This window comes from Lutispora sp. QWL-02 (assembly GCF_058315355.1).
This window is the reverse complement of record NZ_CM177762.1, coordinates 4,325,566-4,340,792: the sequence shown is the minus strand read 5'-3', so window position 1 is coordinate 4,340,792 and position 15,227 is coordinate 4,325,566. Positions and strand designations below refer to the sequence as shown.

General features: G+C 38.4%; 11 protein-coding genes and 1 pseudogene. 7 read left to right on the top strand and 5 right to left on the bottom strand.

The window, feature by feature from the left end:
• The first annotated feature begins 194 nt into the window (after positions 1-194).
• A complete protein-coding gene (locus tag AC4HCY_RS20500) occupies positions 195-1,187 on the top strand; it encodes a protease complex subunit PrcB family protein (protein WP_491095048.1) in 993 nt (330 codons plus the stop codon).
• Between the two features lie 46 nt (positions 1,188-1,233).
• A complete protein-coding gene (locus AC4HCY_RS20495; RefSeq protein ID WP_491095047.1) occupies positions 1,234-5,817 on the top strand; it encodes a S8 family serine peptidase in 4,584 nt (1,527 codons plus the stop codon).
• A 542-nt stretch (positions 5,818-6,359) separates the two neighbouring features.
• On the opposite strand, the gene AC4HCY_RS20490 is transcribed toward AC4HCY_RS20495, so the two are convergent.
• The 3 genes from AC4HCY_RS20490 to AC4HCY_RS20480 form a co-directional block, all read right to left on the bottom strand.
• Positions 6,360-6,785 carry a hypothetical protein gene (locus AC4HCY_RS20490; RefSeq protein ID WP_491095046.1) on the bottom strand — a complete coding sequence of 142 codons (426 nt, stop codon included), beginning with the start codon at positions 6,783-6,785 and terminating at the stop codon, positions 6,360-6,362.
• Between the two features lie 36 nt (positions 6,786-6,821).
• Positions 6,822-7,067, bottom strand: coding sequence for a hypothetical protein (locus AC4HCY_RS20485; protein ID WP_491095045.1), 246 nt, complete (start codon positions 7,065-7,067; stop codon positions 6,822-6,824).
• A gap of 125 nt (positions 7,068-7,192) precedes the next feature.
• A complete protein-coding gene (locus AC4HCY_RS20480) occupies positions 7,193-8,170 on the bottom strand; it encodes an Rpn family recombination-promoting nuclease/putative transposase (RefSeq protein WP_491095044.1) in 978 nt (325 codons plus the stop codon).
• Positions 8,171-8,368: 198 nt separating this feature from the next.
• On the opposite strand from AC4HCY_RS20480, the pseudogene AC4HCY_RS20475 reads away from it, so the two are divergent.
• A pseudogene (locus AC4HCY_RS20475) lies at positions 8,369-9,159 on the top strand (IS982 family transposase).
• Positions 9,160-9,307: 148 nt separating this feature from the next.
• The gene (locus AC4HCY_RS20470; protein ID WP_491095043.1) at positions 9,308-10,063 is read left to right on the top strand and encodes an ATP-binding protein; all 756 of its coding nucleotides are present in this window, start codon (positions 9,308-9,310) and stop codon (positions 10,061-10,063) included.
• Here AC4HCY_RS20470 and AC4HCY_RS20465 read toward each other — a convergent pair.
• Positions 10,031-10,336, bottom strand: a complete 306-nt coding sequence (locus tag AC4HCY_RS20465; RefSeq protein ID WP_491095042.1) for a hypothetical protein — start codon at positions 10,334-10,336, stop codon at positions 10,031-10,033. The genes AC4HCY_RS20470 and AC4HCY_RS20465 overlap by 33 nt on opposite strands.
• A gap of 188 nt (positions 10,337-10,524) precedes the next feature.
• Here AC4HCY_RS20465 and AC4HCY_RS20460 point away from each other — a divergent pair, with 188 nt between their 5' ends.
• The 3 genes from AC4HCY_RS20460 to AC4HCY_RS20450 all read left to right on the top strand — a co-directional run bounded on the left by AC4HCY_RS20460 (position 10,525) and on the right by AC4HCY_RS20450 (position 13,676).
• Positions 10,525-12,423, top strand: a complete 1,899-nt coding sequence (locus AC4HCY_RS20460; protein ID WP_491095041.1) for a hypothetical protein — start codon at positions 10,525-10,527, stop codon at positions 12,421-12,423.
• Positions 12,424-12,494: 71 nt separating this feature from the next.
• On the top strand, positions 12,495-12,866 hold the full coding sequence (locus AC4HCY_RS20455) for a hypothetical protein (protein WP_323430245.1): 372 nt from the start codon (positions 12,495-12,497) through the stop codon (positions 12,864-12,866).
• A gap of 252 nt (positions 12,867-13,118) precedes the next feature.
• On the top strand, positions 13,119-13,676 hold the full coding sequence (locus AC4HCY_RS20450) for a VanZ family protein (RefSeq protein WP_491095040.1): 558 nt from the start codon (positions 13,119-13,121) through the stop codon (positions 13,674-13,676).
• 220 nt (positions 13,677-13,896) lie between these two features.
• Here the strand turns inward: AC4HCY_RS20450 and AC4HCY_RS20445 are convergent, their stop codons facing one another.
• Entirely contained in the window at positions 13,897-15,030 is a 1,134-nt protein-coding gene (locus tag AC4HCY_RS20445) for a PucR family transcriptional regulator (RefSeq protein WP_491095039.1), read from the bottom strand.
• Positions 15,031-15,227 lie beyond the last annotated feature (197 nt).

Genomic DNA, 15,227 nt, shown 5'->3' with positions numbered 1-15,227 from the left:
CCTTTTTTCATTAAGCTCTATAACTATTGCATAAAGGGTTTTTACCATTTGGATATTGCCCAAAAAAATTTATTTATTCAAATCGACAAGTATAACTTGAATAAGTTATGAAAATAATGTAATATAAGAAAAAGGTTTCTAAAAATGCCAAAATACATTAGTATGACATAAAAATATGTGGATGTGGTGGTATTATGATAAAAAGGGCTTTAATACTTATATTGGTGATTGCAGTCATATTTGTGATGTGCCCTCTAATTTTTGCTGATATTGATACAAGTCTCTCCGGGCACTGGGCAGAAAAGCTTATCGACAAAGACTTTCTTAACGATTATATTTCATTTATTAAAGAAGAGAATGATAAATTTACTCCGGATGAGAACATAAATACGGAGAGATTTTTGGTATCCCTATATAATGTTATATCCTCTTATGATTCAACTTTGAAAAGCGATAAGCATGCGGATTTTGATACTGCGCTGTCATATTTCCAAAATGAGGGGATAATCAAGAAAGATGATATCGATGGAGACAAGCCTATTTCACGCCTGGAAGCAGTGAAACTGATGATGAAAACATTGGGCTTGTTTAAGGAAATAAAGCTTCCCCAGACAAATGAAAATGCTTTTAAGGATTTGAACAAGATGAATGAAGAAGATATTGCTTATACTTTGGAAGCAAATCGTTTAGGAATAGTGAATGGCCATATCGATGGAACATTCAGACCGGATATGGCTGTATCACAAGTTCAAGCTATATTACTTCTGCAAAGATATAAAGGAGAGTTGCAAATGAATAAAAAGCTAATCCCCTTTGTGGTTCAGAAAAATCTCAATGCATACTCCGGACAGAAGGAAGCGGTAAAGATAGAAATAAAGGGTGATAAAGTGCTGATAATGATTACAAGGGAATTCCCTACCTCCGGTTACAGTATGAGCATAGAAAAAATTCTTGAGTCTTCAAGCGGGAACTATGATATTTATCTGAAGATTAACAAGCCGGATTCCAAGCAAAAGGTTCTGCAGGTTATTACATACAAATCTATAAAGGTTGAAATAGATAAAGCTATATTGATGGAACCTTATAAATTTAATGTATTGGATACACTTTTGGATCAAAGCAGAGGACTAAGCAAAAGGGCGAATGCGTCAATCAGCCAATTTCTAAAGAAAGGGGAGAGATTTTAAAAAAATATGCTGATTGAGTAAATTATATTAATAAGGGGGAAAAGAATTGAAAACCAAGAGAATATTTTCGCTAATGCTCGCGTTTGTTATGCTGTTTAGTATGACAACAAATGTGTTTGCAGGTCCCTCTGATAAGCTGAGTAGTAAATTTTTGGGGGATCATACAAAAGCACGCTCGGCCGATGAGAAGATCGGCAGAAGCATTACACTGGATCCAAGAGCTAAAGGGCTGAAGGATAGTGACAAGGTAAGAATCATTGTAGAGCTTGGAGATAAGCCGCTTATAGAATATGCAACGGAAAAGAATGTAAAACTGGATAGGCTGAGCAAGATTGAATCTCTAAAAGTAACAGAGAGCTTGCAAGATAGGCAAGCGACAGTTAAAAGCAATATTAAAGTCAAAGGCATAGATATTGAATATCATCAAAGCTTTACAAATGTAGTAAATGGCTTCAGCGGTACTACGACCTATAAGGAAGCTAAAATGCTTGAAGCAGTACAGGGCGTAGAAAATGTATTCATAGCAAATGAATACGCAAGACCGGAACCAGAAATGATTAACAGCAAAGATATTATAAGGGCTAAGGAGACATGGGGCAATCTGGGATACAATGGTGAAGGTATGGTAGCAGCAATTATAGATACGGGCATCGATCCTTCACATAAAGATATGGTTCTTACAAATAAGTCAAAGGCAAAGCTGACAGAAGCAAAGATTCCTGATAAGCTTCCCGGAACTTATCGAACACCAAAGGTGCCATATGGGTATAACTATATGGATGAAAATCTAGAAATATTGGATTTGGGACCTGATGCTTCAGAACATGGAATGCACGTGGCAGGAACAGTAGGGGCCAATGGCAATGAGAACAATGGGGGTATTAAGGGTATTGCACCCGAGATACAATTACTGGCAATGAAAGTATTCGGAAATAATCCCGCAATGCCTTCTACTTTCGGAGATATTATAATAAAGGCAATAGATGATTCCGTTGCACTTGGAGCGGATGTAATAAATATGAGCTTGGGCTCGACAGCTTCATTTGTAGAGGATAATCTGGAGCAGGCAGCAGTGACAAGAGCAGTGAAAAACGGTGTGCTTGTATCCATATCGGCAGGAAATTCTGCATACTTTGGATATGGTTGGAATTATCCATATGCATCGAATCCGGACATAGGAGTTGTGGGATCTCCGGGATTGACCGCCGAGTCAATTCAAGTTGCATCCGCAAATAACAAGCTTTATCTGTATGAGAATACCGTAACTGTAACTGATGCTGTATATGGCTCAAAAAATATCACGGGCTATGGTAAAGATAGCTGGGAAGATAGACAATTGGATGGTGAGCATGAACTGGTAGCTATAGGGGGTGACAAGTATGGCGAACCCGATTGCTATCAAGGTATAGATGTAACAGGAAAAATAGTGCTTGTACAGAGAGGAAAAGGCATTACTTTTGTTGATAAAACAAAATATGCTGCAAAGGAAGGTGCTGCCGGCATAATAGTATACAACCATGATGATAAAGCGACTTTCTACTATGATCAAGGCGGATGGGACATACCATTTATGTTGATTGGGAAAAAAGATGGTGAGGAACTTGAGACTGCATTGGCATCAGCCGGTGGTTCTATAAAGATTGATGTTGCAACTACGGATGAAAGTATAGACCCAACATCCGGAACGCTATCCGATTTTTCATCGTGGGGAGCGACTCCGAACCTGGACTTTAAGCCTGAGATCACTGCACCCGGAGGGAATATTTATTCGACCGCACAGAATGACGGCTATCAGTATATGAGCGGTACCTCAATGGCTGCACCTCATGTGACCGGCGGAGCGGCCTTGGTATTGCAGAGAGTTAATAAAGAATTCCCTAACCTTTCGGGAAAAGCCAAGGTGGAAATGGCTAAAAATCTTATAATGAGTACGGCACATCCAGTTGCTGACGCGGGATTGTATAACGACTACTATGGATTGGGCAATTACACCTCGCCGAGAAGGCAAGGCGCAGGAATGATGGACATCTATGCTGCTGCCACGACTCCGGCTGTCATTACTGATAAGGCGACGGGACTCAGCAAGGTCAACCTTAAAGAAATAGGTGGCATAACGACCTTTACTTTAGCAGTCACAAACTTCAGTAATGCAACGGTTGCTTATGCTGTGTATGGAACAGTAACAACTGATTTAGTTGATGAAGATGGTTATAACCGTACAGAACCTCAAGGTGTATATGAGGATGGTACTACAAGCGATGATGAGCCGTGGCTTGGGAAGTTCCCCATATCCTTCACTTCTAATGGTAAAAAGATAAAAGATTTGGAGGTAAAGACCGGAGAAACAGTAAACTTTGATGTTACAATTGATCTGACTCATGCCATAGATTGGTATGACAATATTCCATTAGAAGAAATATTTGAAAATGGAGCATTTATAGAAGGCTTCGTACAATTGTGCAACATAAATGGTGATGCCAATAAAAATGATCTAAGCATCCCTTATGTGGGATTCTATGGTAAATGGGATGAGGCATCTATTATAGACGGTACAGTTTATGGCAATGGAGGTAAACCCTTCTATTTAGGTTCGCTTATGGCTTGGCAAGACATGAGGTCCGGAGATTTATTTACGCTTGGACTTAGAGAAGACGAACCTGGAAAGGAAGTGTTCGAAGCCAAAAATATTGCATTTTCGCCTAATGGAGACGGAGCAGCGGACAATGTTATCCCTGTACTGTCTTTCTTGAGAAATGCCAAAGATATTGAGATGAATATACTTGATGCAAATCGCAAAAAGATAAGAAGCTTGGCTATGGAGAACAACATTGTAAAGAACTATTTTGACGGAGGCAGAGATCCTATATACAGAGTAAATGATATGTGGCGCTGGGATGGAAAGGTAAATAATAAAATAGCTTCGGAGGGAAATTATTTCTACGAGATCAAGACGAAGATTGATTATCCAAATGCAGAATGGCAAACGGTAACATTCCCAGTGAGAGTGGATAAAACGACTCCGGTTATAGACCGTGTTAATTATGATGAAGCTGAAAATAAGCTTGAAGTCGTTGCAAATGATGGAAAGTATCCGATGATGATGTATCAGTTATACAAAGGCAAGAAGCTTTTAGGTTTATACGACGAAAACGGTAAGCTTGTGAGCGATAGTAGTTATAACGGAATATTTGATACTTCAATGCTTAACCTCGAAATAGGTTCTCATGATGTAGCGGTAGTAGCATATGACTATGCATGGAATAAGGCTGCGAAAGCTATCACAATTCAAGGGACTAAACAGCCTGGGACGGTGCCGGTAGACCCCTCAGAACCGACTCCGATAGAAGAGCCTAAGGGAGCAAAACCGGGAGATACAACGATACCCACAGTTATGCTAAGCGATCCGGAGTTCATGGGGATTTACAATACATCTGAGATAGTGTTTGAGGGCTATGTAAAAGACGAATCATCTATTGATACATTTAAGATTAATGGTGTACCTGTCGATCTTGACTGGGACAGTGAAGACGGTGCATGGTATTTTGCTGCTGCATTGAATCTGAAGGATGGTTATCATTCAATAAGAGTGGAAGCAAAAGACTCAGCAAATAACGAAATCGATTTTCTGCATAAGGTATTCGTAGATACTACAAAGCCGCTTATTACTGTCACTAATGGAGATGTTGGTTATACAACAGCCGGCAGCATAAAAATATCGGCAAAAATAACGGATAATTTACCGATTCTGAGAGTAAGGCTTAATAGTGATATGCTGACAAATATAGAACCCGATATGGAATTCTTCGAAAGCTTGAAGCCTGCGGAATACATTCTAAATCACAATGCGGTGCTGCAGCTTGGAAGCAATACAATTGTTATTGAAGCGGAAGACGGCGCGGGTAATGTTGCGACTAAAACGATTAATATAATAAGGGAAAGGCAGTCCGGCGATAAAGAGGATGACGGAGGAAAAGGAGGCAGCGGCGGCAAAGGCGGCTCAGGCGGAGGTTCAGGAAGTCCATCGGCAACCACACCTACTACTCCGACTAAACCACCGGTGCAGCCTACTGAGCCGGCACCGCAGCCTGTAGAAGCCACAGATCTGCAAGGCTATGAATGGGCAAAAGAACAGATAAATGCCTTGCTTACAAAAGGAATTCTAAGGTCTGCTGAAGGTACAAACTTTGCTCCGAAGAAAAATATAACCAGAGCAGATTTCGCATACGGATTGATAAAAGCTCTGGGCTTGACGGCCTTATTTGATAGTAATTTTGATGATGTAAATGCGTCAGATTATTACTATAACGAAATTGCTATTGCAAAGGCTCTTGGTATTTTGACAGGAGTAGGCGGCAACAAGCTAAATCCTGACGCTGCAATAACAAGGCAGGATATGATGACAATGATAGACCGCGCATTGACGATAGCGAAAAAGAATACGAAAGGCAAAGCAGATTTAAGTAAATTTGCCGATAATGCGCAAATCTCAGGATATGCACAGGATGCGATCGCCAGAGTAGTAGAACTGGGCATCATTCAGGGTGACGGAACCAATGTCAACCCGCTGTCTAATACGAGCAGGGCAGAAGCCGCCGTAGTATTATTTAGACTTTTGAATTTAGATAAATAGGCATCCGGTAAATGCAGCACATATAAAATCAGTCCCATCTACGAGATAATTCTCATAGATGGGACTTTCTCTATGCTGAAATCATACAATCAGAGGGATGGTTCTTCCGGTTTCGCTTTTGGATTTTTAAGCGTTTTTGCTGTATGATATAACAAGAGGTGTAAAAAATGACTATGGAATTATTTGAATATTCTGGTGCGACGAAGTCGCAGTTCCGGAGATGAGTATTCCGGAGCATTTCGCACCACCTGTCCGGTCAGTGGGGGCCACCCTTCCGGTCTGACGGGAACCAGCATTCCGGCATAAGGGAGCCACATTTGCAAATTATCCTTTATACTGTATTTATGCATCTCAAACGATGTAAATACAGTTAAAGGAGGTCACCATCATGACCAAATATCGTAAAATCCTAAGGTGTCAATTTTCAAATTACGCTAGGAATATCGTCAATACCTTAGTTTCCTACCTATTGCAGTCCATAAAAAAGTATGATATAAATAAAAGCACCTTGAATATTTTGCTACTCAAAGTGCTTTAGCTTTTTATGCCCCAAGCTCAATGTTTGCTTGGAAAACAGTCTCTTCGTCTACGGAATCGGCTCTTTTTGCGGCAGAATACATAAGTGCTGCAGTGGCAATATTGTTGATTACCCTTGAAGTCCCTCCGGATATATTGAAGATAGCCAGAGCTGCTTCAGGGGTAAATACTTCTCTGGAGCATCCTGCAATCTTCATCCTGTTGCTTAAATAGTCTCTGCATTCTTCAGGATTGGCAGAGTCTATCTTAAAATTGAACAGCATCCTTAAATCATCTAGTATTGCGGTAGAGGCCATATGTACTTCATCTACAATAAATACCGGTGTAATTCTTTGATCGTAGTAAAGTGAATTTATGGACGACTGTATTTCAAAAAACATATCTACTTTCCTGTATCTCTTTGTAGTTCCAAGCAGACAGATGATTTTCATTTCTCCGGAACTGCGGCAAATATCAACATACTCTTCTCACAGTAACTTAAGTGTTACGCCGCTTTTCAATAGTTCCTTATGGATGTAAACAAAATCCGGAGTGATAAGAATGGGTACCAGTGCTTGCTCTGGGAACAGCTTTTTGTGAAGCTCCGGCCCGCTTATAGAATCAAGAATTTCATTAGAAACCGGATGCTCCAGTGCTGCTTTGGCCACCGTGTTTCTTGATACGCTGAGCGTATCTGCAATTCTTCGCTGGCTCTGGAACGTTGTAATACTCAAATAAATATTTTACAGTTTTTATTTAACGTTTTTCAGCGGTTTTGGACGGTTCTTGTGGTTGCATTAAAGGTGCGGCAATATAAAAATTAAAGAAGTGGGAGCTATAATGATATGCCCCCACTTCTTTAATTTTTATTAATCATCTCCATGATTTCTTCTATAGAATTGAGTTCAAAAATGTTTTCTGCCAGCAAATCCAAAACAGGAAGAGCAGCATTTCGTATACTATCCTGCAAAGATGCAGGCAGTACACCAAATTTCTTTGTAAATTGCTTTATGAGTATTTCTGCCTTGCCTTCAGCTTTGCCTTCAGCTTTGCCTTCAGCTCTACCTTCAGCTCTACCTTCAGCCTTGCCTTTTTCCATGCCCTTCATTTCAGCAAACTTAAGGCTTGATATGGCATCAAGTCTGGCTTTCTCACGGGCTGCATATTTTTCTCTCAATTCTTCATCTGCACTTATTTTTTTCAGCATTTCCATAGCTATACTCAGCTCCTCCTTTCTCTCAACCAGTTTTTCTATTTCTTCTTTTCCAGCTTTTTTTATAAAGCTCAGCCATAATTCTATGGCTTCCATTTCTTCCGGATCCTTTTGAGGATGGAATTTCTGAAGTTCTATATAGTGTATTTCCAGATCATCCAGCAATGGAAACTTTTCTTCCTTTTCCAGTATCCTATACTCTGTGTGATATCTGTTTGTCTCTTTTATTATTTCGAAATCCATTATGTTTATTACTATGCTCTTCTTTAGATTTGTATAGTTTTCAGATTCCTTTATGGTTTCGGAATACATCTTGCTCCAGTAATATAAGCTTCTTTTCCTAAAATCATCTACATTGTTTATCTGCATTTCTATGTTTATTCTTTCTTCCCTTTGATTCTTTACCTTTATGTCAAATATGGAGCCTTTGTCCTCTTTGTATTCTTTTATGTTGAAAGGGCTTAAGTGAATTATTTCAGTTATCTTTTCATTACCTTCAAGAGATAGTACAGAATTTAGAAAATCTATGAGTATTATTTTGCTATTTTTTTCTTCCCTGCCAAATAAGGCTTTAAATACTATGTCGCTCAAAGGGCTTAAAAGCTCCTGCTTATTATTCCCCAATTTCATCCCCCTTTCGTTTGTTAATTATATTATATCAATAATTCCAAAAGGTGTAAATCGTAATAGTATAATGAACCCATAAAGCTGACACAGGAAACCGAAATTTAAGTTAACTCGTTGTGCTAGCTTTGATTTACCAAAAATCTATGAATGAAAAACTCCAACATATTATGTAACCTATCACTAATAGCGACAAAAATGATAGGGGGTCACATATATGCTGGAGCTTATAGAACTTATTCTATCAAAGAAATTGGAGATTTAAAAGACTTTGTAACTGTCGCTTATGTCATAATTGACGATATTTACCAGGATGTTACTCCAACACATATTAAAAAACGTTGTAATATCGATAATTCTAAGATGAGTGATAGTGAAATAATTACCTTAAGTATTGTTGCTGAGTTACTAACTATTGATTCTGAAAATGCCTGGTTTGGTTTCTGTAAGAAGAATATGCGAGACTTGTTTCCAAGGCTCTGCAGTAGATCTAGATTCAATCGAACCCGAAGAAACCTTCATGCAGTCATAGAAGAAATTCGAAAAGAGATTTCTTCACTTACAGAACATATTTACCAGCCATATAGAATTATCGACAGTATACCTATTCCAGTATGCAAGTTTGGAAGAGCGCATTTTCATAAGACATTTAAAGGATTTGGCGCTACTTATGGTAAATGTGCCTCCAAAAAGGAAACATATCTGGGATATAAACTACACATGCTTGCAACCATAGATGGTTTCATAACTGATGCTGTAATTACCTCTGCTAACATTGATGACAGAGCAGCTACCTAGGATTTAATCAGTGGCTATAGTAAAATCACTATGTTTGCCAACTCAATATTGAAAGAGTACTTGCGAAGTCTTTTTGGGGGCTGCAAACAAGGATTAAAACCAAGCTATTAGCGTATAACTTGTGTTATTACATCAATAAACTTATAGGCCGTGAGTCACATTCAAGAATCAAAGAGTTAGTATTTGGATAATTAATCCACATAGGTACTATCTATCAGGGATTTTATATCCTCATTCATTGGTATAATATTCCTTTAGTTGAAATCAAATTACCTAGCACAAGAGGTTAATTTAGAATTATATACTGAAGAGGGTAAGTTTAATTATGCAGCATATTTATTGGCTGATGAAAATGGTATCTCTATGAAAGTTGCAAAGTACTCAGGAGTTGATAAAGTTGATTTAATTGAGAATGCAGAATTTGGATATTGTTCCTTGATCAAAGCAACCGAAAATACACTTAATAAATTAGATATAGAAAATGTCACAAAGACTGAAATTACATCAACTGTAAGGAAAGAAAAGCGTCTTGTAGATCCTACTGCATTAAGAGAAGCTGTAATAAATGCAATAATCCACAATGATTATTCTAATGGAATTCCTCCGGTTTTTGAAATATTCTCTGATAGATTTGTTATTACATCATCAGGTGGTTTGCCCCAAGAGTTAAGCCAGGAAGAATTTTTTGAAGGCATATCAGCCCCAAGAAACAAGGAACTTATGAGAGTATTTAAAGATGTTAAATTGGTTGAGCAACTAGGTTCTGGTGTTCAGAGAATATTAAAGATATATGACAAAAGTATATTTAAATTTAGTCCTAATTTTTTAAAAGTTAGTTTCCCTATAAAAAATGTCGGAGACAATGTCGGTGAAAATGTCGGAGACAATGTCGGAGAAAAAACGATTAAACTCAATAAGACACAGAAAAATATTCTTAGTCTTATTAAGCAAAATAATTATATAACTCAAGCAGAGATAAGTATAAAATTAAATAAAACTACTAGAACTATAGAAAGAAATATGAAAAAGCTTCAAGAAGAAAATATTATTGTTAGAGTTGGTTCAGATGCAGCTGGATATTGGAAAATTGTCTAAAGGTAGATGCGGTGCCAGGCCGCCGTTGTCCTTTGATTCCAACTCTTTTGAGCTTTCTGCCGATATCGAAGCACCTGCAGGCATGATTTCATATCTTACTCCATAGGTTTTCGCTATGCCGTCGATGATGCTTACGGCACTGTCATACATATCTTTATTCAGCTCATCTGTTTCTCTGCGGAATTCGCACCAGCCCTGCTCCGGATATCTATGAATATCCCGCCTTATGGCTATCAATTCATCCCTATAATCATCGATAAAATCAAGCTCCATAATCTCACCCTCTCTCATCATACAACAAATGCAAGGTTCAAGCCAATATTCATATTGTATATGGCTATAGCTATATTATATATGCAATTTATATGAAAAGGTTTATAATTAAATTGGTATAATATGCCTGATTATTGACTTAGGAAATACTCCATTTATATAGAATAATTGAAGACGGGGGGATGAGCATGATAAATCAAATAGGGGAAGTCAAAAGGACGGATCTGGATCTGCGTATTGAATATCTGGGCTTAAAGACAAAGATATACCGCATTGAAGATGAGAGATTTGTTATATTATGTGAGGATTATGAGGGGGATTTTGAAAAGCTGAAGGAGTATTTTGACGATAATATCCGTCTCATATGCTGTTGGGTTGAATTGACTTTAAAGGAGCCGGAGAATTATAAAGAAATGATAGAGGGCATTGCTTTAGATGATATAACAAGCAATTTTCAAGGCATATGCCTGACAAAGCCGGAGATAGACAATATGCTCACCAGCAAGTTTCACCATATCGATTTTGCAGATATATCGGCTGTACCGGGACAGCACGCCAAATTGATAATCACTGTTTCAGATAAAACAAAGGATGAAGATATAGCCTTGCTGGAGGATTTTCTGTCTAAAATGGAGCTGAGCTTTGAAAAGGTCGTCGTAAGGAAAGAATCGGATGCTTCCAGGGAAGATGAAGAGCCGGAGGGCAAATGGCAAAACCGGCAAAGCCCCTATTACAGTGATCCCATATATTGCTTCACAGATAAAAGCTTTCCCTTCTCGGTCAATGATGCAGACTATTGGTTTTCCAATGTGGAAAAGATATATCAGGGAAAGATAGACCGAGACGAGCTTCCCTTTTTTCACCCGGGGGAGACCAAATGCTATTTGGATTTCACGGGCTTTAAAAATGTTAACCTGAGAAATAATATCCTGCTTTATGATAAGATCTATCTTTCGCTGCCCATCGAAAATAATCTGGAAGCATTTCTTGAGCATCAGAATATCACAAAAAATGAATTGATCGAATTGGTGGAGAGGGAAAAAGTAGTGATCTTGCTGCCTAATACGGAATTGCGGTACGACAGAAAATTGGTCATGGAGGCATATAATCACAAGAATAATTCCGTAATCAGCAAGAGGGGGATAAATGCCCTGATAGCTTGCTATATGGCAGAGGTGGAGAAGTCCTATTGTGCCGACTATCCCGAATATAGGGAGATGATATATGAGATACATCCATATCTGAAAAATACAGAGGATGAAAAAGCAATTCAGATGGCAAAGTTTATGGCCTGGCCCCTTACCGCAAAGCTGGAGAGCTTTAAGACATTGAATCAATGCAGCCCCATGGCGATAAGCCATTTTGGGGTAAATACGGTATTAGAAGAGATGCTTCATTCATTGGAAAAGACCAATGAGCTTTCTTTTGAATTTGTGGTCAACTCAGGCAGCATACATATAGCTACCGCTTTGCAGGCAACTTATTTCCCCTTTAATGAAGAAAGGGAGGGCAGCAAGTATTCCGACAGCGGGGTATCGATCATCCTTGCAAGCCTGCTCAACAGCTATTACTATTCCTCTCCGGAGGATATGGAACAGATAAAAAAGGTGTCGGAGATCAGCAGGAGGGAAAACAACTATATAAACCTGTTGAATTGTGATAATACGGTCAGCATCACCAGATTTGCAGATAAAGCAAAAACATATAATACGGCAACTGAGCTTGCAGGTATATTGGCGAAGCTGGAGCGCATGGATGAAAAGGAGCGCAGGGAGAGGATCAGCGGCTATAATTCGCTTCTATGCGATATTGCAGAGATTCCGGATAAGGAAAGATGGAAATGCCTGAAATATTTCTTGGGTGCGGCGGGCCTTATTCCGATCTTGCCGCCTCCTATTTCAATGGGTGTTGCCCTTGCTGATCTGGGAGTAACGGCGCTGGATAAAGCCTTGTCAAAGAGAAAGGAAGCTGAGAAAAAGCAGATTGCTTATAAGATTAACAAAGCCACAAAAGAAAAGCCGGATAAAGAGCTTGTAGACGATGTCTATATATTGGATAAGATTGCGAGAATTGCGAAGCTGCAGTAACCAGGGAGACGTTTCTCCCGGCTCCTCAGGCATTCATGCGGCATTTGCTTATATATTCGGATGTTTTGTTCTTGGACTTAAGACTATTCTCAACCTGGATTGGTGATAATTTAAGTGCAACGGCAGCTAAACTTGTAGTGGCATTAGTAGCCGGATGTATGAGCTTTTTCTCAAGCACCCTTGGCGTTGTAGGCCCCACACTTATACCCATGATTCCGAATATTTCGGGTGCAACCGGTGTGAGTGTCACAGCATTGGTATCCGCTATAATGATCGGCGGACATTTTGCAGGAGTATCACCTTTTTCTACAGGCGGTGCTATGACTCTGGCGGGAGAGAAAGATGAAGAAAATAAAAACAAGCTGTTTTTACAACTAATGCTCTTATCTGTTTGCTCTATTGTATTTGCTTCTCTATTGGTTCTGGTTGGAATAGTAAGGTAATGGTTCACAGGAACCTGCAAAAAGGCAACTCTTGCCAGTTGCCTTATGCGCCTTTCTCGAGCAGCACTTTGAGGTTCTTCTCCAGCGTGCCGTATCCATAGAAGCGGGTCCTGATATTATCCAACAAACTATTCATGACAACCCCCTTTTTTGCAACCTCTTTTTTGATTTCAAACGGTTACAATGTTATAATTAAAAGAGCATAAGCATAAGCATATGTAACTGCCGACACTAATTATAAGAGATCACAAAGTGGATTCTATATGCATTGATTTTATAAATAGCGCCTGGTACAGCAGTCATAGAGAATTGGATGTGAAACAAAGCATGAAGCAGAGAAATAAGGCCGGCATGTTTATAGCATGGCTCATGGTAATCCTATGGATGGCCTTTATATTTTATATGTCTGCTCAGCCGGCGGAGGTGTCCAATGGCATGAGCATAGAAGCAACGAAGATCATCATCAAGGCAGTAAACAGCATATATCCGTTGGATATTGAGACCAGCACGTTGCAGACATGGATAGGACGCTTTAACCACTATGTGAGGAAGCTGGGCCATGTCACTGAATATTTCGTTCTGGCGATATTTGCTGTCAACGCCTTCAAAAGAAGCGGCTCAAAGGCTTCTAGGCTATGGCTTTACTCCTTTCTGCTCTGCTTTTCCTATGCTGTTTCTGATGAGATGCATCAGTATTTTGTGCCGGGCAGAGGCCCGGGCTTGATCGATGTGCTGCGTGATTCCGGAGGAGCCATATTGGGCATGGGCATTTATAGGCTGGGCTCAATGGTAAAGCCTGGTAGAAAATAGGATTAACAATTTGTATATATAGGTATATACCATATATAAGAGTACTAGGAAAGTTAGACGAGATGGTTTATATTGTGTTCGGCAATATTTTACAACAAACAGGAAGGCTATAGGCCATGGTTTGTAATATCAGACCCTATTACCCAAAAAGAGTTAAGTGAAAGGGAATTACTACTGAAGATAATCTCGACAGTCTGCCGTCCTCGTTGCAGCCCTTGATTTATTCAATCAAGTTATGGAGCTTAATGGCTATTGAAAGCTGCTCATAGAAACTACCAAATCCAGTATTTATGCCAAGTATTTCTTTTATTTTATTTATTCTATATCTGACGGTGTTTTCATGGATATAAAGCTTATCGGCAGCTTTAGAAAAATCTCCTTCATTGTTAATGTATTGTATAGCTGTTTCTAATAGCTGGGATTTATACAGTTTATCATATTCGGAAATTGGAGATATGATCTCTTTATGAAATCTTTTAAAAGCATACTCATCTTTATAAGGCAATATTATTTTGTACAAGCCTATATCTTTATGATAAGCAACTTCCTTCTTTAAAATCTTTTCAGATAATTCTACTGTCAATAGAGCTTCTTCAATGCATGTGCCAAAATTATCAATGTTGTTATATATATTGCTTATTCCTATATAACAATTACCGGCTATAAATTTTATTTTGTTTAGCACATTATTTACTATATATTCAATATTTGTAATTTCCGGGCTAAAGCTCAATAATATTAAAGTACCGGATCTGAATTTAATTACGCTCCAATTATCCCTATCTATAAAACTATTTTGAATTAATTCGTATTTTCGCAGCAAATCAGTTTTGCCCAGCTTGCAATAAATAGACATAATTTTACTATCAAAATTCTTATTGATTTGACCTGCAATTTTTTTTACTTTCTCCGGGTTTTCATAATTGCTGATCAAATTATCAATCATCATTTCCAGCATAAAAAAACTCTTTTTCCGTATAATGGCATTCATAATGCTGGATATTATATCGCTATAGTAAATATATGCAGGTATTATAATAATTGGGAAAGAGTTTTCATCAGCTAATTCTTTTATGGATGAATCCAAATCAACAAAATACTTATCGATTAAGCATAAACCGCTGGCCCCTGTATCGATTAGTATTTTTATTGTTTCATATTGTTCTTTTGTATTTTCTTTGTTAGCATACAGGGCAGATAAAAAGAATTCTCCTTGACGGTTTCTTTTCCAATTCATTGGGAATTCAGTAACATTTACTTTTTCAATTAACCTTTCTAAGCCTGATTCTCCGGCAATTAGTTTTGCTTCAGATAGAACTTCCAATGCTAATGCTTCTTTTACAGTTATGCTCATAACAATCCCTTCTCTCTGCTTATCCTTATTTAACCTTAAAACGTAAGCTTCCGCCTTAGAGGTAGTTCAGGCAGCTTTTATTGCATATAATCCAGTCTAAATGTATAAAAATGCCAAGAACATTTAATTTTTTATAAAAGAATGCATCCTATTTTTGAAATTATCATAAAGGCAATTAGTTTTATTTAAAGAATATT